This window comes from Janthinobacterium sp. GW458P, from assembly GCF_002127585.1.
Lineage (GTDB): Bacteria > Pseudomonadota > Gammaproteobacteria > Burkholderiales > Burkholderiaceae_D > Janthinobacterium.
Window position 1 is genome coordinate 1 of sequence record NZ_NEGZ01000055.1, and the last position, 17562, is coordinate 17562.

A 17562-nucleotide genomic window follows, 5' to 3' on the forward strand; every position below is an offset into this window, starting at 1 on the left:
CATTCTTCAACAACTATCGTCCACAGTTCTACTTCCGCACGACGGACGTGACCGGTTCGATCGAGTTGCCAGCAGACAAAGAAATGGTCATGCCAGGCGATAACGTGTCGATCACCGTCAAGCTGATCAACCCGATCGCGATGGAAGAAGGTCTGCGCTTCGCTATCCGTGAAGGCGGCCGTACCGTCGGCGCTGGCGTGGTTGCAAAAATCCTGGCTTAATTCTTAAGCCTGCATAAAAGAAGACGCGTCGTCGCCCGGCGCCCTTCTTTTTATTCAATTGCCGGGGTTGGCAAGCATTTTGGTGCTATCATGTCGACCCTGACGGTTGTTGCGTCAGAAATTCCCGTATTACCTCATTGCCGTGCAAACCGCGCGGTTCGTTCTTTTAAGGAAATATCATGTCGGCACCAAACCAAAAAATCCGTATCCGCCTGAAGGCTTTCGATTACAAACTGATCGACCAGTCCGCTCTGGAAATCGTTGAAACCGCGAAGCGCACCGGCGCTGTCGTCAAAGGCCCAGTACCACTGCCTACCCGTATTCAGCGTTTCGATGTGCTGCGTTCCCCGCACGTCAACAAAACTTCGCGCGATCAGTTCGAGATCCGTACGCACCAACGCCTGATGGACATCGTTGACCCAACGGACAAAACCGTTGACGCGCTGATGAAGCTGGACCTGCCAGCTGGTGTTGATGTTGAAATCAAACTGCAATAATCGTCTTTAAGAAGGCCGGCGGGTGTCCCGCTGCCTGATGATGGGGCCGGGCCTGCTCACGATCGTGAGTGCGCCCGGCCCCATTGCCGTTGGTGCGCATGCAAAATCGCTTTACAGTACCGCGGGCGGCCGATAAAGTTGCTGCATGCTTAACGCCATCGATACCCACCTGTTAAATGCCACTCCCCGCCATCGCTTGCGCGGCTGGCCGCGCTTCCTGACCGAGTTCCTGTATTTCGGCATCAAGGAGGCGAGGTCCTGCCTGTTCGTGGGGCTGTTTTTTGCTGCCGTCTTCCTGGTGCCGCGCACAGGCCTGTTCGGCCTGCCGCGCTATGACGTGCTGCTGCTGGTGGCACTGGCGATCCAGGGGGCGATGGTCTGGAGCGGGCTGGAAACGTGGGATGAATTGAAAGCCATCTGCCTGTTTCATGCGGTCGGCTTCGCACTGGAGGTGTTCAAGGTCTCGGGGACGATCCAGTCGTGGAGCTATCCCGACTTTGCCTACAGCAAGGTGCTTGGCGTGCCCCTGTTTTCCGGCTTCATGTACGCTGCCGTCGGCAGCTACATCATCCAGACCTGGCGCCTGCTCGACATGCGCATACGCCACCATCCGCCGTACTGGATGGCGGTGCTGATCGCGCTGCTAATTTACGCCAACTTCTTCACCCATCACTACATCGGCGACTATCGTTGGTACCTGGCCGCCTGCGCGCTGGGCTTGTACGCGCGCACCACCGTGGTATTTCGTCCGCTCGACCGCGACCGCAGCATGCCTTTGCTGCTCGGTTTCGTGCTGGTCGGCTTCTTTATCTGGCTAGCTGAAAACATCAGTACCTTCTGGGGCGTATGGCGCTACCCGAATCAGCTTGGCGCATGGTCGGTGGTGCATGTCAGCAAATGGAGCTCATGGTCGCTGCTGGTGGTGATGACGTTCACCATCGTGGCCCACCTCAAGCACATCAAGGCCAGCATCCACGTCGCCCAGCCTTAGCCGCGCGATATGGCCGCTATCGCGTCGAAGCGCCCGCTCAGCATCGCCTGGGGGTATGGTTTTCAACGTTTTCTTGTGCGGGTGTTGGGCAAGGCGCATCGGTGGCGTTATGCCGTGATAACTAGGCCATTCGTGATTTCTTGCGGGAGGCTTTTTGCCGGTGCCCATTTGCGCGCGCGATTGACGCCGCTTGACCGCTTCAGGGATACTCCGGGTCTCTCCATCAATGTGTGCCGCCGCCCATGTCCAAGACTGTCCTGATCGTGGAAGATGAACAGGCGATTGCCAATAGCATCGCCTATGCCCTGCGCACGGATGGCTTTGCGCCGCGCCACGTGATGCTGGGCGAGCAGGCGCTGGCCGCGTTGCGCACACATCCCGGCGAGGCGGCAGAAATTCCCGTGCTCGTGGTACTCGACGTGGGCTTGCCCGACATGAGCGGGCTGGAAGTATGCCGGCGCTTGCGCCAGTTTTCCGATGTGCCGGTGATCTTCCTGACCGCTCGCAGCGACGAAATCGACCGCATCGTCGGCCTGGAAATTGGCGCCGACGATTACGTCACTAAACCGTTTTCACCGCGCGAACTGGTGGCGCGCATCCGCGTCATCCTGCGGCGTGCCGGTAGTACGCCGACTTCGCGCGAATCAGGCATGACGATGGTTGCGCCTGCTGCCGCGGCTGCGGCGGAGCGCTTCGAATTGCGCGCGCCGGAGGCGAGGGTATTGTTTTACGGCCAGCCGCTGGAGCTGACCCGCTATGAATATCTGTTGCTGAAAACCCTGATCGAGCATCCGGGTCATGTACTGTCCCGCGCGCAGTTGATGCAGCGGGTGTGGAGCGGGGCACCCGATACGCTCGAGCGCACGGTCGACGCGCACGTCAAGTCGCTGCGCGCCAAGCTGCGCCTCATCGATGCGCAGCTCGACCCCATCCAGACCCACCGTGGCCTCGGCTACAGCCTGGCTTGCGCATGAGAATCGGCCTGCGCATCTTGCTCGGCTACTTCCTGATCGTGGGCCTGGCGGCGTGGTTTCTGCTGAACGTCTTCATGGAGCAGGTCAAGCCTGGCGTGCGCTCGACCCTGGAAGATACCCTGGTCGACACCTCGCAGCTGCTGGCCAGCCTGGTGGCGCCCGATCTGAAGGCGGGCACGCTGGCGCAGTCGCCGGTGCTGGCGCGCATGCAGGACTATGCGCGCCATGGCGTGGACATCAATATCAATGGGGTGCGCAAGCGGACTCTCGATTACCGCATCTACATCACGGACCGGCGCGGTATCGTGCTGTTCGATTCCAGCGGGCGTGACGTGGGCCGCGACTATTCGCGCTGGAACGACGTGTACCTCAGCTTGCAGGGCAAGTATGGGGCGCGCAGCACCCGCAGCCGGTCCGATGATGAGATGTCGACGGTAATGCATGTAGCCGCGCCTGTTCGCGATGGCGATGAGGTCATCGGGGTGCTGACGGTGGCCAAGCCAAACGCCAGCGTGCAAGCCTTTGTCGAGCGCAGCCAGCGCAAGATCCTGCAGCGCGGCGCCGTGTTGCTATTGTTGTCCCTGCTGATCGGCCTGGCCTTCGCCTGGTGGCTGCACCATGCGTTGGGCAAACTGATGCGCTATATCGGCGAGGTGGAAGCCGGGCGCAAGGTGGCGCTGCCGGCCCTGGGCAAGAACGAGTTCGGCACCTTGGGGCGGGCGCTGGAAGCGATGCGCACGCGCCTGGAGGGCAAAGAGTACGTGGAGCAGTTGATGCACACACTGGCGCATGAATTGAAAAGCCCGATCGCCGCCATCCAGGCCTCGGCCGAGCTGCTGCAGGAAGATATGGCACCGGCAGAGCGGCAGCAGTTCCTCGGCAGCATCCTCGGACAGAATGCGCGCCAGCGGCAGCTGATCGACAAGCTGCTGGCCCTCGTGCGCGTGGAAAAGCAGCAGCGCCTGGACGCGCCCGAGCGCATCGCGCTGGCGCCCCTGCTGGCGCAAGTGGCGCAGGACGCAGCCGCAACGCTGGCGGCGCGCGGCGTGGGCCTGCAACTGCAATGCGGCGAGTTGGGCGTGGCCGGTGATGTCCTGTTGCTGCGCCAGGCGCTGGGTAACCTGCTCGATAACGCGGCCGGCTTTGCGCCGCCGGGCAGCTGCATCGACCTGACGGCGCGGCGCCTGGGCAGCCAGGTGGAAATCGCCGTGCGCGACCGCGGCGAAGGTATTCCGGCATATGCGCTCGAACGCGTCTTCGAGCGATTTTATTCCTTGCCGCGCCCGAGCGCAGGCAAGAGCACGGGCCTGGGACTGCCCTTCGTGCGCGAGGTGGCTTCCCTGCATGGTGGTGCAGTCGAGGTCGCTAACCATCCGGATGGCGGCGCCTGTGCCTGCCTGCGGCTGCCGCTGGCCTGACCTAATTTTTTGCTGACTTCACACAGAACGCATCGTCAGCGCATACAGTTTTTTTACACTGGCCGCCTTACTTCAAGGATGCGCCATGCAAAAAACTCTGTTAGTCAAAGCGTTGATCGTGTTCGGCCTGATGCTGCTGATCGGCCTGCCTTTGCTGATGATTCAGGAAACGATCAAGGAGCGGATGGAATTCCGCCAGGAAGCCGTCAACAGCATTGCCGCCGATTCGGTGCGCGAACAAACCATCATCGGTCCCATTCTGGTGATTCCCTACACGGAGCAGTATGAAGAGCGCGTAGAGGTGGCCAAGGGCGATGACAAGGAAGCGAAATCGGCGGTGCGCACGGAGCTATTGCGCCGCACGGTGCAGCGTCGTCTGCTTGTCTACCCGAACAATTTACTACTCGACGGTAACATCGAAACGGACCGCCGTTACCGCGGCATCCATCAGGTGCTGGTCTATAGCGGCCAGCACGCCTTCAAGGGCGACTTTACAGTGCCGGCCAGCGGCCAGCTGCCGCGCAAGTCGCCGGACTCGCGCGTGACCCTGGGTGCCCCGTTCGTGGCCCTGTCCATCGAGGACGTGCGCGGTATCCGCAACATTCCGAAAATTGACTGGGGCGGGCAAAAAATCGAGTTCGAGCAGGGCAGCGATCTGTTTGCCTTCCGCAGCGGCTTGCATGCGCCGCTGGGCGCCATGCCCTTGGCGGCGCCGCAGCAGGTGGGCTTCAGCTTTGACCTGGGCCTCGATGGCATCGAACGCCAGCACTTCGTGCCGTTGGCGAAAAACAGTCAGATCAGCATCAAGTCGAACTGGCCCCATCCGCAGTTTGGCGGGCGCTTCCTGCCGTCGCCGAAATTCCGCCAGATCAACGCCGATGGCTTTCAGGTCGAGTGGAGCATCTCCTCGCTGGCCACCAATGCGCAAACGCAACTGAGCACGATCGAGGGGGAATTCAAGATGCCCGACAGCGCGCCGCTGGGCCAGGTGGACCGCTTCAGCGTGGGCTTCATCGAGCCGGTGAACGTGTATTCGCAATCGGACCGGGCCACCAAATATGGCTTGCTGTTCGTGGCCCTGACCTTTGCCGCCTTCTTCATCTTTGAAATCCTGAAAAGCCTGCCGATCCACCCGGTGCAGTACTTCCTGGTCGGCTTGTCGCTGGTGATCTTCTTCTTGCTGCTGGTGGGCCTGGCAGAACACATCGCCTTCCTGGCCGCCTACCTGATCGCCAGCGCCGCCTGTATCGTGCTGACCAGCTTTTATCTGATGCACGTGCTGCACAACGCCTGGCGCGGCATCGGTTTCGGCGTGGGGCTGACGCTGCTGTATGGTGCCCTGTACGGCTTGCTGAGTTCGGAAAACAATGCGTTGGTGATGGGCAGCATCCTGCTGTTTGCCGTGCTGGCGGCCATCATGGTGGCGACACGCAAGGTTGATTGGTACCACGTGGGCAAGGGTAGCCAGTAATCCAGAGGCCTTGCCACGGCATACATAAAAAACATTGCTGATTTGGTAAATAAGTGGTTTTAAGTTGGTATTGTTTACGGTACTCTTTGGTATTAATTTCCGCAAAGCATGAATATACATGCGCGACGTACCAAAGTAGTAGGGCGGCGGCAGGCAGGATGGCTTGCCACTGCTTGGCAAGTCCTTCCATCCCAATCGATGAAAAACCTGGAGACAGCACCATGATCAAGAAACTGGCTTTTTTCCTCTTCGCCTGCAGTCTGAGCGGCAGTTATGCCTATGCCACCAGCGCAGAATTACAGCAATGCTATTACGGTTGCTGGCAAAAAATCGCCAGTTGCACGGGCGCTGGCGGCTTGGGCAGCAGCAGCCCGATCTGCCAGATGATGCTTGACACCTGCACCGCCAGCTGCGACAGGACGCACGGCGGCTAGTGCCGGGTGCCTGGTGGCGATCGCCCGGCGACCGGCGCGGCGCTGCGTGAAGGCGGGAAAGCGTGAGGCGCGAGTCGGGCGGCAAGCCCGCCTCGCGCCTTTGTCGTCATGGCGTCGACCCGCATGGATGACCATCCGCCCCCCCGTTTTGCCCGATATTTGCCCTCTTTGACAACTCCCGCACGGGCGTCGCGCAACACTTTGACATACCTCGTGTTAACTTGTTGCGTCAAGGGTTTTTGTGCTATATACTAGCCGGCTTCGGTATGGATTCGTCTTTTTTGAGTCCTACGTTACTTTGTAGTTAAACAAGCCCCGCCCAATCGCAGGTGGGAATGGAGAAAAAATGAGCCTAGGCCTTCTCGGTCGCAAGGTTGGTATGATGCGCATTTTCACGGATGAAGGGGATTCGATTCCTGTCACCGTGCTGGACGTATCGAACAACCGTGTTGCGCAAATCAAAACCCCTGAAACAGATGGCTACTCCGCTGTTCAGGTCGCATTCGGTCAACGTCGCGCTTCCCGCGTGACCAAAGCTGTTGCTGGTCATCACGCTAAAGCTGGTGTTGAAGCCGGTACTCTGTTGAAAGAGTTCCGTGTCGACGCTGCCAAAGCCGCTGAACTGAAAGCTGGCGATGTTGTCGCCGCTTCCCTGTTCGAAGTCGGTCAAAAGATCGACGTGCAAGGCGTTACCATTGGTAAAGGCTATGCAGGCGTTATCAAACGTTACCACTTCGCTTCCGGCCGTCAAACGCACGGTAACTCGCGTTCGCATAACGTTCCAGGTTCCATCGGTATGGCACAAGATCCAGGTCGCGTTTTCCCTGGTAAGCGCATGACCGGTCATCTGGGTGACGTTAACCGTACGATCCAGAACCTCGTGATCGCCCGTATCGATGCCGACCGTCAGCTGCTGCTGGTCAAAGGCGCGATTCCAGGTGCGAAAAATGGCCAGGTAGTTGTCTCGCCAGCCATCAAAACCAAAGCCAAGAAGGGAGCTTAAACGATGGAACTCAAGCTTCTGAATGCGCAAGGTCAAGCCGCCTCGAACGTTGCTGCAGCCGATACGATTTTCGGCCGTGACTACAACGAAGCGCTGATCCACCAAGTCGTCATCGCTTATCAAGCGAATGCACGTAGTGGTAACCGCAAGCAAAAAGACCGTGAAGAAGTTCACCACACGACGAAAAAGCCATGGCGCCAAAAAGGTACCGGCCGTGCTCGTGCTGGTATGTCGTCGTCGCCACTGTGGCGCGGCGGTGGTCGGATTTTCCCGAACTCGCCTGACGAAAACTTCACCCACAAAGTGAACAAAAAAATGTATCGCGCAGGTATCTGCTCGATCCTGTCGCAGCTGGCTCGCGAAGAGCGCCTGATCGTCATCGACGATCTGACGATCGACGCGCCAAAAACCAAGCTGCTGTCGCAAAAATTGAACGGCCTGGGCTTTGATTCGGTTCTGATCATCACCGACGTTCTGAACGAAAACCTGGAACTGGCATCGCGCAACCTGCCTAACGTACTCGTCGTTGAGCCACGTCATGCAGACCCGATGTCCCTGGTGTTCTACAAGAAGATCTTGGTCACCAAAGCTGCATTGGCTAAGATTGAGGAGATGCTGGCATGAGCGCGATTTTGAAACATAGCGAAGAACGCTTGATGAAGGTGCTGTTGGCGCCGGTCATTTCCGAAAAGGCCACCATGGTCGCGGAAAAGAACGAGCAAATTGTATTCCGCGTACTGCCGGATGCAACCAAGCCTGAAATCAAGGCAGCGGTCGAACTGCTGTTCAAGGTTGAAGTTCTGTCCGTGCAAACTGCAAACCGCGAAGGTAAGCAAAAGCGCACCGGCAAGTTCAACGGTCGTCGTAACCATACCAAGCGTGCTTTCGTGTGCCTGAAGCCTGGCCAGGAAATCAACTTCTCCGAGGAGGCTGCATAATGGCACTCGTTAAGATGAAACCAACCTCGCCAGGCCGTCGCGGCATGGTAAAGGTGGTGAATGCCGACCTGTACAAAGGTCGTCCGTTCGCTGCCCTGGTTGAAAAGAAATCCAAGACCGCTGGTCGTAACAACAACGGTCACATCACCACCCGTCATATCGGTGGTGGTCATAAGCAACACTATCGCCTGATCGACTTCAAGCGCACCAAAGATGGTATTCCAGCGAAAGTGGAACGTATCGAATACGATCCAAACCGCACCGCGAATATCGCTCTGCTGTGCTACGCCGACGGCGAGCGTCACTACATCATCGCAACCAAAGGCATGGCCGTTGGCGACAGCGTGATGAACGGTTCGGAAGCGCCGATCAAATCGGGTAACTGCTTGCCAATCCGTAACATCCCAGTCGGTACCGTGATGCATTGCGTCGAAATGCTGCCAGGTAAAGGTGCCCAAATGGCACGTACCGCTGGCGCCGGCGTTGTGCTGATGGCACGTGAAGGTACCTACGCTCAAGTGCGTCTGCGCTCGGGTGAAGTACGTCGCGTGCACATCGAGTGCCGTGCAACGGTTGGTGAAGTCGGCAATGCCGAGCATAGCCTGCGTAAAATCGGTAAAGCTGGTGCGATGCGCTGGCGCGGTGTTCGTCCTACCGTTCGCGGTGTGGTCATGAACCCGGTCGATCACCCGCACGGTGGTGGTGAAGGTAAAACAGCAGCTGGTCGTCATCCAGTTTCGCCTTGGGGCCAACAGACTAAAGGTAAGAAGACACGCAGCAACAAGCGTACTACTTCCATGATCGTCTCGCGCCGCGGCAAGAAATAAGGGGTAGCACATGACACGTTCATTGAAAAAAGGGCCGTTCTGTGACGCCCACCTGGTGAAAAAAGTTGAAGCTGCGCAAGCTGCCAAAGACAAAAAGCCAATCAAAACCTGGTCGCGTCGTTCGACAATCATGCCTGACTTCATCGGCCTGACGATCGCGGTGCATAACGGCAAGCTGCACGTGCCGGTTTATGTTTCCGAAAACATGGTTGGTCACAAGCTCGGCGAATTCGCACTGACCCGTACGTTCAAGGGCCATGCAGCTGACAAAAAGGCTAAGAAATAATGGAAACTAAAGCTATCCTCAAAGGTGTGCGCCTGTCGGACCAAAAGGGCCGCCTGGTTGCTGACCTGATCCGTGGCAAGAAAGTTGACGCTGCACTCAACATCTTGCAATTCAGCCCGAAAAAAGGTGCTGCGATCATCAAGCGCGTTCTGGAATCCGCTATTGCGAATGCCGAGCACAATGATGGCGCCGACATCGACGAATTGTTCGTGAAAACGATCTACGTCGAAAAAGGTCCGGTCTTGAAGCGCTTCACCGCGCGTGCAAAAGGCCGTGGCGACCGTATTTCGAAACAATCCTGTCACGTTTACGTGACTGTCGGTAACTAAGGAGCCACGATGGGTCAGAAAATTCATCCAACCGGTTTCCGTCTGGCGGTCACCCGTAACTGGGCTTCGCGCTGGTATGCAGGCAACGGTAATTTCGCTGCCATGCTGAACGAAGACTTGAAAGCACGTGCTTACCTGAAAAAGAAACTGAAGAACGCTTCCGTTGGCCGCATCGTTATCGAGCGCCCAGCCAAGAACGCGCGCTTCACGATCTACAGCTCGCGCCCAGGCGTGGTCATTGGTAAAAAAGGCGAAGACATCGAAGTACTGAAGTCCGCTTTGACCAAGATCATGGGCGTACCTGTTCACGTGAACATTGAAGAAATCCGCAAGCCGGAAATCGATTCGCAACTGATCGCCGATTCGATCGCTCAGCAGCTGGAAAAACGGATCATGTTCCGCCGCGCCATGAAGCGTGCAATGCAAAACGCAATGCGCCTGGGTGCTCTCGGTATCAAGATCATGTCGTCCGGCCGTCTGAACGGTATCGAAATCGCGCGTAAAGAGTGGTACCGCGAAGGCCGCGTGCCTCTGCATACCCTGCGCGCCGATATCGACTACGGTACCAGCGAAGCGTCGACCACCTACGGTATCATCGGCGTCAAGGTGTGGGTATACAAAGGTGACCGCGCGCCTAACGGCGATGCACCAGTCATCGATACTCCAGCTGACGAGAAGAAGAGCCGCGGTCCACGCCGTGACGATGGCAAGCCAGCCGGCCGCCCACGTCCAGCGGGTGCGAAACCATCCACAGCACCAGGTGCTGCTCGTGTGCGCGCCGCTAAACCGGCCGCCGCTGCACCAGCTGAGAAAGCAGGAGAATAATCATGCTGCAACCAGCACGCAGAAAGTATCGTAAAGAGCAGAAAGGCCGTAACACCGGTATTTCGCACAGCCGCGGCACCGCCGTGTCGTTTGGCGAATTCGGTCTGAAGGCAGTTGCGCGCGGTCGTATCACTGCGCGTCAAATTGAAGCGGCGCGTCGTGCAATGACGCGTCACATCAAGCGCGGTGGCCGTATCTGGATCCGTATTTTCCCGGACAAACCGATTTCGAACAAACCGGCTGAAGTCCGTATGGGTAACGGTAAAGGTAATCCAGAGTACTACGTCGCTGAAATTCAGCCAGGCAAAGTACTGTACGAAATGGATGGCGTTGATGAAGCGCTGGCACGGGAAGCTTTCCGTCTTGCCGCCGCTAAACTGCCACTGGCTACGACGTTTGTCGTACGTCAAGTCGGCCAATAATTGGAGTTGTATATGAAAGCATCTGAACTCCGCGGCAAGGACCAGCCGGCTCTGCAAAAAGAGCTGAATGATCTGTTGAAGGCACAGTTCGGCCTGCGTATGCAAATCGCTACGCAACAGCTGAGCAACACTTCGCAGCTCAAGAAGGTACGCCGCGATATCGCGCGTGTGAAGACGGTAATGAATCTGAAGGAAGCCAAATGAACGAACCAGTGAAACAGTCGCTCAAGCGCACGCTGATCGGTAAAGTGGTTTCGGACAAGATGGACAAGACCGTTACCGTTCTGATCGAGCGCCACGTAAAACATCCTTTGTATGGCAAGATCATCATGCGTTCGAACAAGTATCACGCGCATGACGAGACCAACCAAGTCAAGGCCGGTGATACGGTCGAGATCCAGGAAGGTCGCCCGATCTCCAAAACGAAGGCATGGACGGTGACACGTGTGGTTCAAGCCGCACCAACCGTTTAAATAAAAACCACCGTTTCGGCGGTGGATTTTAATTAGTACTTGCAGGCCCGCAAATTGTATGTAATACTTGCGGGCTTCGTTCATGTAACGCCGCAAAGTGTCTGGCCACAGACAGTAGCATTCGCGGTCAGTTGATGTATGAAGGTCATGCACCCAAACAGTGAAGCCCAGCAGGGCGGCTCTGGCGGGACCAAGACTGACCGTGGGTCTACATTGTGTGGATTCTTCGGCTTAAGTTGGGAAAGAGAATACTATGATTCAAACTGAAAGCCGGCTCGAAGTGGCTGACAATACCGGTGCCAAAGAAGTCATGTGCATCAAGGTATTGGGCGGCTCCAAGCGCCGTTATGCTGGCATTGGCGATGTGATCAAGGTAACCGTCAAGGTTGCTGCGCCACGTGGCCGTGTCAAAAAAGGTGAAATTTATAACGCCGTGGTTGTGCGCACCGCTAAAGGTGTTCGCCGCCAAGACGGTTCCCTGGTGAAGTTCGACGGCAACGCCGCCGTTCTGTTGAACGCCAAGCTGGAACCGATCGGTACCCGTATTTTTGGACCTGTCACGCGCGAACTGCGCACTGAGAAGTTCATGAAAATCGTGTCCCTGGCACCGGAAGTCCTGTAAGGAGTCGTAATGGATAAGATTCGTAAAAACGACGAAGTCATCGTTCTGACCGGGAAAGACAAGGGCAAACGTGGTGTGGTACAGCAGCGTATCGATGCTGAACATATCGTGGTTGACGGCATTAACATCGCTAAAAAAGCGACTAAGCCAAACCCGATGACTGGCGTAACTGGTGGTATCGTCGATAAGACCATGCCAATTCACGTGTCCAACGTTGCATTGTTTAATGCAGCGACTGGCAAGGCAGATCGCGTGGGTTTCAAAGAAGTGGACGGCAAGAAAGTTCGCATCTTTAAATCCTCCGGCGAAGTAGTGAAGGCTTAAGAAATCATGGCACGTCTCCAAGAATTCTATAAAGAAAAAGTCGTTGCCGACCTGACCAGCAAGTTTGGTTACAAGTCGGTAATGGAAGTTCCACGCCTGACCAAGATCACCCTGAACATGGGTGTTGGTGAGGCTATCGCGGATAAGAAAGTTCTCGAGCACGCAGTTGCTGACTTGACCAAGATCGCCGGCCAGAAGCCAGTGACCACCAAGTCCCGCAAAGCGATCGCAGGCTTCAAAATCCGTGAAGGTTACCCGATCGGTACGATGGTCACCCTGCGCGGCGCTCGCATGTACGAGTTCCTGGATCGCTTCATTACCGTGGCTCTGCCGCGCGTACGCGATTTCCGTGGTGTGAACGGCCGTGCATTTGATGGTCGTGGCAACTACAACATCGGTGTCAAGGAACAGATCATTTTCCCTGAAATCGAATACGACAAGATTGACGCGTTGCGCGGTATGAATATCAGCATCACGACAACCGCTAAGACCGATGACGAAGCCAAAGCTTTGCTCGCCGCCTTTAAATTCCCTTTCAGGAACTGATCATGGCCAAACTGTCACTGATTAATCGTGAGATCAAGCGTGCTGACCTGGTGGCGAAATTCGCCCCTAAGCGCGAAGCTCTCAAGGCCATCGTCGATGACCAATCGAAATCGGAAGAAGAGCGCTACGAAGCTCGCCTGAAACTGCAGGCGCTGCCACGTAACTCGAACCCGACGCGTCAACGTAACCGTTGCGCCATCACCGGTCGTCCGCGCGGCACATTCCGTAAATTCGGTCTGGGTCGTATCAAGCTCCGTGAATTCGCCATGCGTGGTGAAATTCCGGGTATGACAAAAGCAAGCTGGTAATAGGAGAATATGCAATGAGTATGAGCGATCCTATCGCCGATATGCTGACCCGCATTCGCAACGCACAAGGCGTGCAAAAAACGACCGTGGCCATGCCATCGTCGAAAGTCAAAATTGCGATTGCCAACGTCCTGAAGGACGAGGGTTACATTGAAGATTTCGCTGTTGCCGAAGCTGGTGGCAAGGCGGAACTGAAGATCGGTTTGAAGTATTATGTTGGCCGTCCCGTTATTGAGCGCTTGGAGCGCGTGTCCCGTCCGGGTCTGCGCGTCTACAAGGGTAAAGACGAGATCCCTGTTGTGATGAATGGCTTGGGTGTGGCGATCGTGTCGACTCCGCAAGGCGTCATGACTGACCGCAAAGCACGCGCTACCGGTGTCGGCGGCGAAGTTATTTGCTACGTGGCTTAAGGAGTTACACATGTCTCGAGTAGCTAAAATGCCTATCGTAGTGCCAGCTGGCGCCGAAGTCGCCATCTCCGCACAAGCGATCACCGTAAAAGGCCCGCTGGGCGTACTTTCCCAAGTCCTCACCGGCCTGGTCAAAGTAGAAAACAATGCAGGAACCCTGACTTTCGACGTGGCGAACGACAGCCGCGAAGCTAATGCCATGTCCGGCACGCTGCGCGCACTGGTCAACAACATGGTTGTTGGCGTCACCAAGGGTTTCGAGAAAAAGCTGAACCTGGTAGGCGTGGGTTACAAGGCGCAAGCTCAAGGCGACAAGCTGAATCTGTCCCTGGGTTTTTCGCACCCTGTAGTGCATGACATGCCAGCCGGCGTTACCTGCGCAACACCAACCCCGACCGAGATCCTGATTAAAGGTATCGACCGTCAACAGGTTGGCCAGGTAGCCGCTGAAGTTCGTGCTTACCGCGCTCCTGAGCCTTATAAAGGCAAGGGCGTTCGCTATGCGGACGAAGTGGTTAAGCTTAAAGAAACCAAGAAGAAGTAATTAGGGGCTGACGATGGATAAGAAAGAATCACGGCTTCGCCGCGGACGCCAAACCCGCATCAAGATTGCGGAATTGAAAGTAAATCGCTTGTCGGTGCATCGCACCAACCTGCACATTTACGCCAACCTGATCAGCCCGGACGCTAAAGTCCTGGTTTCGGCCTCGACGGCTGAAGCGGAAGTTCGCGCTGAACTGGCGGGCCAATCCGGCAAAGGCGGCAATGCCGCTGCTGCAGCCTTGATCGGCAAGCGCGTCGCTGAAAAAGCGTTGAAAGCAGGAATTACCGAAGTTGCGTTCGACCGCTCCGGTTTCCGTTACCACGGCCGTGTGAAAGCGTTGGCAGAAGCCGCACGCGAAGCCGGTCTGAAGTTCTAAGGATCAATCATGGCAAAAATGCAAGCAAAAATGCAAAGCGACAAGCCGGATGATGGCATGCGCGAAAAAATGATCGCGATCAACCGCGTGACCAAAGTGGTCAAGGGTGGTCGTATCATGGGTTTCGCCGCGCTGACCGTAGTTGGTGATGGCGATGGCCGCGTCGGCATGGGCAAGGGCAAATCGAAAGAAGTGCCAGTTGGCGTGCAGAAGGCAATGGAAGAAGCCCGTCGCAACCTGATCAAAGTACCGCTCAAAAACGGCACCTTGCATCACACGGTTGTTGGTCGTCACGGCGCTTCCAAGGTCATGATGAACCCAGCTAAGCCTGGTACCGGCGTGATCGCTGGTGGCGCAATGCGCGCTATCTTCGAAGTGATGGGCGTGACGGACGTGGTGGCAAAATCCACCGGTTCGAACAACCCATACAACCTGGTACGCGCTACGCTGGATGGCCTGTCGAAAATGAGCACTGCTTCCGATATCGCTGCCAAGCGCGGCAAGTCGGTTGAAGACATTCTGGCTTAAGGTGGACAAAATGACAAACACAGTCAAAGTGCAATTGGTCAAGGGCTTGATCGGTACGCGCGAATCGCATCGCGCTACCGTGCGCGGTCTGGGTCTGCGTCGTGTAAATTCGGTTTCCGAATTGCAAGACACCCCATCCGTACGCGGCATGATCAATAAAGTATCGTATCTCGTTAAAGTTGTCGGGTAAGCCTTCGGGCTTACACGAACGGAGCAAATCATGGAATTGAATACTATTGCACCAGCCGAAGGCGCTAAGCACTACAAGCGTCGCGTCGGCCGCGGTATCGGCTCCGGCCTGGGTAAAACCTCGGGTCGTGGTCACAAAGGTCAGAAATCGCGTTCGGGCGGCTTTCATAAAGTCGGTTTCGAAGGCGGTCAGATGCCTCTGCAACGCCGTCTGCCTAAGCGCGGTTTCAAATCGATGCACGCCACCTTCAAAGCTGAAGTGCGCCTGTCCGATCTGAACAACCTGGCTGTTGGCGATGTCGACATTCTGGTCTTGAAGCAAGCTGGCGTTCTGGGCGTGTTGGCCCGTGACGTGCGCGTGATCTTGTCCGGCGAAATCACCAAAGCGGTGAATTTGAAGGGCTTGAAAGTGTCCGCTGGCGCGAAAGCAGCCATCGAAGCAGCCGGCGGCTCGGTAGCCTGAGTTGACCGCTAACAGCTTGATCGGAGCGAAAATTGGCGACTAATCCACAACTTGCTAAAAGTGCAGCGGCCGGTTTCCCTTGGGGGCGGCTCTGGTTTTTGCTTGGCGCATTGGTGGTTTATCGTATCGGTGCTCACGTCCCGGTTCCCGGGATTGACCCGACACAATTAGCCTCGCTGTTCAAGGAGCACGAAGGCGGCGTCCTGGGCATGTTCAACATGTTCTCGGGCGGTGCCTTGTCTCGTTTTACAGTGTTTGCGCTGGGTATCATGCCTTATATCTCGGCCTCGATCATCATGCAATTGCTGTCGATCGTGTCACCGCAGATGGAAGCGTTGAAAAAAGAAGGCGAAGCAGGTCGTCGCAAGATCACCCAGTACACCCGGTATTTCACGGTTGCGCTGGCACTGTTCCAAGCGTTGGGCATTGCAGTCGCACTGGAGTCGCAAGCTGGTCTGGTGTTGGAACCTGGTCTTGCATTCCGCTTCGTGACGGTCGTCACTTTGTTGACCGGAACAATGTTTTTGATGTGGTTGGGTGAGCAAATTACCGAGCGTGGCTTGGGGAATGGCATCTCGATCATCATTTTTGCCGGGATTGCAGCCGGTCTGCCGTCGGCGTTGGGTGGCTTGTTCACTCAGGTGTCGAATGGTTCGATCAGCAGCTTCAGCGCGATTTTCATCGTCATCCTGGTAGCACTGGTAACGTACTTCGTCGTATTCGTCGAACGTGGTCAGCGCAAAATATTGGTCAACTACGCGAAGCGCCAGGTAGGCAACAAGATTTATGGCGGTCAAACCAGCCATTTGCCGTTGAAGCTGAACATGGCCGGCGTGATCCCGCCGATCTTTGCTTCTTCGATCATCTTGTTCCCGGCCACTATCGTGGACTGGTTTTCAAAGGGCGCCGACAACGCTAACCCTGCGGTGCGGTTCTTGAAAGATTTGGCAGCATCGATGGGGCCTGGTGAGCCTATCCATGCGCTGTTGTACGCAGTGGCGATCGTGTTTTTCTGTTTCTTCTATACAGCGCTGGTATTTAACAGCAAGGAAACAGCGGATAACTTGAAGAAAAGCGGTGCGTTCATTCCCGGGATTCGTCCAGGCGAGCAGACAGCCCGTTACATCGACAAGATCCTGACACGCTTGACACTTGCCGGCGCAGTCTACATCACCCTGGTGTGTTTATTGCCGGAATTTATGCAAGCCCAGTGGAAAGTACCATTCTATTTCGGCGGTACTTCTTTATTGATTATTGTAGTTGTCACCATGGATTTCATGGCGCAAGTACAGAACTACGTGATGTCGCAGCAATATGATTCACTGCTGCGCAAAGCAAATTTCAAGGGCGGAATTCCGACGCGTTAAGCGCGGTAAACATACCGAATGGCAAAAGACGACGTCATACAGATGCAGGGCGAGATTCTTGAGAATCTCCCAAATGCAACATTTCGAGTGAAGCTGGAGAACGGACACGTGGTGCTCGGGCATATTTCAGGTAAAATGCGGATGAATTATATTCGCATTCTCCCTGGAGACAAGGTGACGGTGGAGTTGACGCCGTACGACCTGAGCCGAGCCCGCATTGTGTTCCGTACCAAGTAACACACTGAATCAAACCAAAGAAGCGAAAGAAAGAGCCCAAAAATGAAAGTTCTCGCATCAGTCAAGCGGATCTGCCGCAACTGCAAGATCATCAAGCGCAAAGGCGTAGTCCGCGTTATCTGCGTGGAACCACGTCACAAGCAGCGTCAAGGTTAATCGAGGAATAACAAATGGCACGTATTGCAGGGGTTAATATCCCAAATCATCAGCATACCGTTATCGGCCTGACGGCCATCTACGGTGTGGGCCGTCCACGCGCAGAGAAAATCTGTGCATCGACCGGTGTAGCAACCAACAAAAAGATCAAAGATCTGGATGACAGCGAACTGGAAAAACTGCGCGATGAAGTAGGTAAATTCATCGTCGAAGGCGATCTGCGTCGTGAACTGTCCATGAACATCAAGCGTTTGATGGATCTGGGTTGCTACCGCGGCATGCGTCATCGTAAGGGTCTGCCTTGCCGTGGCCAGCGTACGCGTACGAACGCACGTACCCGCAAGGGACCGCGTAAAGCCGCTCAATCGCTGAAAAAATAATCC

The 17562-nt window shown here is 56.1% G+C and carries 30 protein-coding genes and 1 pseudogene; all 31 read left to right on the top strand.

Translation table 11 applies throughout. From position 1 onward, the window contains the following. Nucleotides 1-221: pseudogene (locus tag CBW50_RS23140) on the top strand (elongation factor Tu); the annotation flags it as partial. 179 nt (nucleotides 222-400) lie between these two features. Then, on the top strand, nucleotides 401-718 hold the full coding sequence (rpsJ, locus tag CBW50_RS23145) for a 30S ribosomal protein S10 (protein ID WP_010394389.1): 318 nt from the start codon (nucleotides 401-403) through the stop codon (nucleotides 716-718). Between the two features lie 145 nt (nucleotides 719-863). Then, complete coding sequence (locus CBW50_RS23150; RefSeq protein WP_086147726.1) at nucleotides 864-1709, top strand: DUF817 domain-containing protein; 846 nt, start codon at nucleotides 864-866, stop codon at nucleotides 1707-1709. Nucleotides 1710-1951: 242 nt separating this feature from the next. After that, nucleotides 1952-2683, top strand: coding sequence for a two-component system response regulator CreB (gene creB, locus CBW50_RS23155; protein ID WP_086147727.1), 732 nt, complete (start codon nucleotides 1952-1954; stop codon nucleotides 2681-2683). Further along, entirely contained in the window at nucleotides 2680-4101 is a 1422-nt protein-coding gene (gene creC, locus CBW50_RS23160) for a two-component system sensor histidine kinase CreC (RefSeq protein ID WP_086147728.1), read from the top strand. Before creB ends, creC begins: the two co-directional genes overlap by 4 nt. A gap of 85 nt (nucleotides 4102-4186) precedes the next feature. Beyond that, nucleotides 4187-5572 carry a cell envelope integrity protein CreD gene (creD, locus tag CBW50_RS23165; RefSeq protein ID WP_086147729.1) on the top strand — a complete coding sequence of 462 codons (1386 nt, stop codon included), beginning with the start codon at nucleotides 4187-4189 and terminating at the stop codon, nucleotides 5570-5572. A 221-nt stretch (nucleotides 5573-5793) separates the two neighbouring features. Beyond that, entirely contained in the window at nucleotides 5794-6006 is a 213-nt protein-coding gene (locus CBW50_RS23170) for a hypothetical protein (RefSeq protein WP_086147730.1), read from the top strand. A gap of 346 nt (nucleotides 6007-6352) precedes the next feature. After that, a complete protein-coding gene (gene rplC, locus CBW50_RS23175; RefSeq protein WP_076565200.1) occupies nucleotides 6353-7009 on the top strand; it encodes a 50S ribosomal protein L3 in 657 nt (218 codons plus the stop codon). 3 nt (nucleotides 7010-7012) lie between these two features. Then, nucleotides 7013-7633 (top strand): 50S ribosomal protein L4, encoded by a 621-nt coding sequence (rplD, locus tag CBW50_RS23180; RefSeq protein WP_034753197.1) that lies wholly within the window; start codon nucleotides 7013-7015, stop codon nucleotides 7631-7633. Then, nucleotides 7630-7947 carry a 50S ribosomal protein L23 gene (rplW, locus tag CBW50_RS23185; protein WP_010394398.1) on the top strand — a complete coding sequence of 106 codons (318 nt, stop codon included), beginning with the start codon at nucleotides 7630-7632 and terminating at the stop codon, nucleotides 7945-7947. Before rplD ends, rplW begins: the two co-directional genes overlap by 4 nt. Next, complete coding sequence (gene rplB / locus CBW50_RS23190) at nucleotides 7947-8774, top strand: 50S ribosomal protein L2 (RefSeq protein WP_034753198.1); 828 nt, start codon at nucleotides 7947-7949, stop codon at nucleotides 8772-8774. The genes rplW and rplB overlap by 1 nt, the downstream gene beginning before the upstream one ends. 10 nt (nucleotides 8775-8784) lie before the next feature. After that, nucleotides 8785-9060, top strand: a complete 276-nt coding sequence (rpsS, locus tag CBW50_RS23195) for a 30S ribosomal protein S19 (RefSeq protein ID WP_008444295.1) — start codon at nucleotides 8785-8787, stop codon at nucleotides 9058-9060. Continuing rightward, a complete protein-coding gene (gene rplV / locus CBW50_RS23200; protein ID WP_170840583.1) occupies nucleotides 9057-9389 on the top strand; it encodes a 50S ribosomal protein L22 in 333 nt (110 codons plus the stop codon). Before rpsS ends, rplV begins: the two co-directional genes overlap by 4 nt. A 9-nt stretch (nucleotides 9390-9398) precedes the next feature. After that, nucleotides 9399-10214 carry a 30S ribosomal protein S3 gene (gene rpsC, locus CBW50_RS23205; protein ID WP_071325663.1) on the top strand — a complete coding sequence of 272 codons (816 nt, stop codon included), beginning with the start codon at nucleotides 9399-9401 and terminating at the stop codon, nucleotides 10212-10214. A 2-nt stretch (nucleotides 10215-10216) separates the two neighbouring features. Then, complete coding sequence (rplP, locus tag CBW50_RS23210) at nucleotides 10217-10636, top strand: 50S ribosomal protein L16 (protein WP_038497037.1); 420 nt, start codon at nucleotides 10217-10219, stop codon at nucleotides 10634-10636. A 12-nt stretch (nucleotides 10637-10648) separates the two neighbouring features. Then, nucleotides 10649-10840 (top strand): 50S ribosomal protein L29, encoded by a 192-nt coding sequence (gene rpmC / locus CBW50_RS23215; protein ID WP_010394412.1) that lies wholly within the window; start codon nucleotides 10649-10651, stop codon nucleotides 10838-10840. Further along, nucleotides 10837-11109 (top strand): 30S ribosomal protein S17, encoded by a 273-nt coding sequence (gene rpsQ, locus CBW50_RS23220; protein WP_010394415.1) that lies wholly within the window; start codon nucleotides 10837-10839, stop codon nucleotides 11107-11109. The genes rpmC and rpsQ overlap by 4 nt, the downstream gene beginning before the upstream one ends. Before the next feature lie 253 nt (nucleotides 11110-11362). Then, nucleotides 11363-11731 carry a 50S ribosomal protein L14 gene (gene rplN, locus CBW50_RS23225; RefSeq protein ID WP_008444317.1) on the top strand — a complete coding sequence of 123 codons (369 nt, stop codon included), beginning with the start codon at nucleotides 11363-11365 and terminating at the stop codon, nucleotides 11729-11731. Between the two features lie 9 nt (nucleotides 11732-11740). Beyond that, complete coding sequence (gene rplX / locus CBW50_RS23230; protein WP_034753204.1) at nucleotides 11741-12055, top strand: 50S ribosomal protein L24; 315 nt, start codon at nucleotides 11741-11743, stop codon at nucleotides 12053-12055. Between the two features lie 6 nt (nucleotides 12056-12061). Then, nucleotides 12062-12601 carry a 50S ribosomal protein L5 gene (gene rplE, locus CBW50_RS23235; RefSeq protein ID WP_010394421.1) on the top strand — a complete coding sequence of 180 codons (540 nt, stop codon included), beginning with the start codon at nucleotides 12062-12064 and terminating at the stop codon, nucleotides 12599-12601. A 2-nt stretch (nucleotides 12602-12603) separates the two neighbouring features. After that, a complete protein-coding gene (gene rpsN, locus CBW50_RS23240; RefSeq protein WP_010394423.1) occupies nucleotides 12604-12909 on the top strand; it encodes a 30S ribosomal protein S14 in 306 nt (101 codons plus the stop codon). 14 nt (nucleotides 12910-12923) lie between these two features. Then, nucleotides 12924-13319: a 30S ribosomal protein S8 gene (gene rpsH / locus CBW50_RS23245; RefSeq protein WP_071325662.1), complete on the top strand. Its 396-nt coding sequence runs from the start codon at nucleotides 12924-12926 to the stop codon at nucleotides 13317-13319. Nucleotides 13320-13329: 10 nt separating this feature from the next. Further along, nucleotides 13330-13863 (top strand): 50S ribosomal protein L6, encoded by a 534-nt coding sequence (gene rplF / locus CBW50_RS23250; RefSeq protein WP_076565202.1) that lies wholly within the window; start codon nucleotides 13330-13332, stop codon nucleotides 13861-13863. Nucleotides 13864-13876: 13 nt separating this feature from the next. Beyond that, on the top strand, nucleotides 13877-14239 hold the full coding sequence (gene rplR / locus CBW50_RS23255) for a 50S ribosomal protein L18 (RefSeq protein WP_010394431.1): 363 nt from the start codon (nucleotides 13877-13879) through the stop codon (nucleotides 14237-14239). A 9-nt stretch (nucleotides 14240-14248) separates the two neighbouring features. After that, a complete protein-coding gene (gene rpsE / locus CBW50_RS23260; RefSeq protein WP_086147731.1) occupies nucleotides 14249-14767 on the top strand; it encodes a 30S ribosomal protein S5 in 519 nt (172 codons plus the stop codon). 10 nt (nucleotides 14768-14777) lie between these two features. Then, nucleotides 14778-14957 carry a 50S ribosomal protein L30 gene (rpmD, locus tag CBW50_RS23265; RefSeq protein ID WP_010394435.1) on the top strand — a complete coding sequence of 60 codons (180 nt, stop codon included), beginning with the start codon at nucleotides 14778-14780 and terminating at the stop codon, nucleotides 14955-14957. A gap of 30 nt (nucleotides 14958-14987) precedes the next feature. Further along, nucleotides 14988-15419: a 50S ribosomal protein L15 gene (gene rplO / locus CBW50_RS23270; RefSeq protein WP_034753211.1), complete on the top strand. Its 432-nt coding sequence runs from the start codon at nucleotides 14988-14990 to the stop codon at nucleotides 15417-15419. Between the two features lie 32 nt (nucleotides 15420-15451). After that, on the top strand, nucleotides 15452-16786 hold the full coding sequence (gene secY / locus CBW50_RS23275; RefSeq protein WP_071325660.1) for a preprotein translocase subunit SecY: 1335 nt from the start codon (nucleotides 15452-15454) through the stop codon (nucleotides 16784-16786). 18 nt (nucleotides 16787-16804) lie between these two features. Continuing rightward, complete coding sequence (infA, locus tag CBW50_RS23280) at nucleotides 16805-17023, top strand: translation initiation factor IF-1 (protein WP_005663428.1); 219 nt, start codon at nucleotides 16805-16807, stop codon at nucleotides 17021-17023. A 42-nt stretch (nucleotides 17024-17065) separates the two neighbouring features. Continuing rightward, nucleotides 17066-17179, top strand: a complete 114-nt coding sequence (gene rpmJ / locus CBW50_RS23285; RefSeq protein ID WP_010394471.1) for a 50S ribosomal protein L36 — start codon at nucleotides 17066-17068, stop codon at nucleotides 17177-17179. A gap of 14 nt (nucleotides 17180-17193) precedes the next feature. After that, a complete protein-coding gene (gene rpsM, locus CBW50_RS23290; RefSeq protein ID WP_046681666.1) occupies nucleotides 17194-17559 on the top strand; it encodes a 30S ribosomal protein S13 in 366 nt (121 codons plus the stop codon). The last annotated feature ends 3 nt before the right edge of the window (nucleotides 17560-17562 follow it).

Bases quoted from the DNA above. Each gene is read 5' to 3' on its own strand.
- rpsJ (WP_010394389.1), top strand. From the start codon at position 401: ATGTCGGCACCAAACCAAAAAATCCGTATCCGCCTGAAGGCTTTCGAT.
- CBW50_RS23150 (WP_086147726.1), top strand. From the start codon at position 864: ATGCTTAACGCCATCGATACCCACCTGTTAAATGCCACTCCCCGCCAT.
- creB (WP_086147727.1), top strand. From the start codon at position 1,952: ATGTCCAAGACTGTCCTGATCGTGGAAGATGAACAGGCGATTGCCAAT.
- creC (WP_086147728.1), top strand. From the start codon at position 2,680: ATGAGAATCGGCCTGCGCATCTTGCTCGGCTACTTCCTGATCGTGGGC.
- creD (WP_086147729.1), top strand. From the start codon at position 4,187: ATGCAAAAAACTCTGTTAGTCAAAGCGTTGATCGTGTTCGGCCTGATG.
- CBW50_RS23170 (WP_086147730.1), top strand. From the start codon at position 5,794: ATGATCAAGAAACTGGCTTTTTTCCTCTTCGCCTGCAGTCTGAGCGGC.
- rplC (WP_076565200.1), top strand. From the start codon at position 6,353: ATGAGCCTAGGCCTTCTCGGTCGCAAGGTTGGTATGATGCGCATTTTC.
- rplD (WP_034753197.1), top strand. From the start codon at position 7,013: ATGGAACTCAAGCTTCTGAATGCGCAAGGTCAAGCCGCCTCGAACGTT.
- rplW (WP_010394398.1), top strand. From the start codon at position 7,630: ATGAGCGCGATTTTGAAACATAGCGAAGAACGCTTGATGAAGGTGCTG.
- rplB (WP_034753198.1), top strand. From the start codon at position 7,947: ATGGCACTCGTTAAGATGAAACCAACCTCGCCAGGCCGTCGCGGCATG.
- rpsS (WP_008444295.1), top strand. From the start codon at position 8,785: ATGACACGTTCATTGAAAAAAGGGCCGTTCTGTGACGCCCACCTGGTG.
- rpsC (WP_071325663.1), top strand. From the start codon at position 9,399: ATGGGTCAGAAAATTCATCCAACCGGTTTCCGTCTGGCGGTCACCCGT.
- rplP (WP_038497037.1), top strand. From the start codon at position 10,217: ATGCTGCAACCAGCACGCAGAAAGTATCGTAAAGAGCAGAAAGGCCGT.
- rpmC (WP_010394412.1), top strand. From the start codon at position 10,649: ATGAAAGCATCTGAACTCCGCGGCAAGGACCAGCCGGCTCTGCAAAAA.
- rpsQ (WP_010394415.1), top strand. From the start codon at position 10,837: ATGAACGAACCAGTGAAACAGTCGCTCAAGCGCACGCTGATCGGTAAA.
- rplN (WP_008444317.1), top strand. From the start codon at position 11,363: ATGATTCAAACTGAAAGCCGGCTCGAAGTGGCTGACAATACCGGTGCC.
- rplX (WP_034753204.1), top strand. From the start codon at position 11,741: ATGGATAAGATTCGTAAAAACGACGAAGTCATCGTTCTGACCGGGAAA.
- rplE (WP_010394421.1), top strand. From the start codon at position 12,062: ATGGCACGTCTCCAAGAATTCTATAAAGAAAAAGTCGTTGCCGACCTG.
- rpsN (WP_010394423.1), top strand. From the start codon at position 12,604: ATGGCCAAACTGTCACTGATTAATCGTGAGATCAAGCGTGCTGACCTG.
- rpsH (WP_071325662.1), top strand. From the start codon at position 12,924: ATGAGTATGAGCGATCCTATCGCCGATATGCTGACCCGCATTCGCAAC.
- rplF (WP_076565202.1), top strand. From the start codon at position 13,330: ATGTCTCGAGTAGCTAAAATGCCTATCGTAGTGCCAGCTGGCGCCGAA.
- rplR (WP_010394431.1), top strand. From the start codon at position 13,877: ATGGATAAGAAAGAATCACGGCTTCGCCGCGGACGCCAAACCCGCATC.
- rpsE (WP_086147731.1), top strand. From the start codon at position 14,249: ATGGCAAAAATGCAAGCAAAAATGCAAAGCGACAAGCCGGATGATGGC.
- rpmD (WP_010394435.1), top strand. From the start codon at position 14,778: ATGACAAACACAGTCAAAGTGCAATTGGTCAAGGGCTTGATCGGTACG.
- rplO (WP_034753211.1), top strand. From the start codon at position 14,988: ATGGAATTGAATACTATTGCACCAGCCGAAGGCGCTAAGCACTACAAG.
- infA (WP_005663428.1), top strand. From the start codon at position 16,805: ATGGCAAAAGACGACGTCATACAGATGCAGGGCGAGATTCTTGAGAAT.
- rpmJ (WP_010394471.1), top strand. From the start codon at position 17,066: ATGAAAGTTCTCGCATCAGTCAAGCGGATCTGCCGCAACTGCAAGATC.
- rpsM (WP_046681666.1), top strand. From the start codon at position 17,194: ATGGCACGTATTGCAGGGGTTAATATCCCAAATCATCAGCATACCGTT.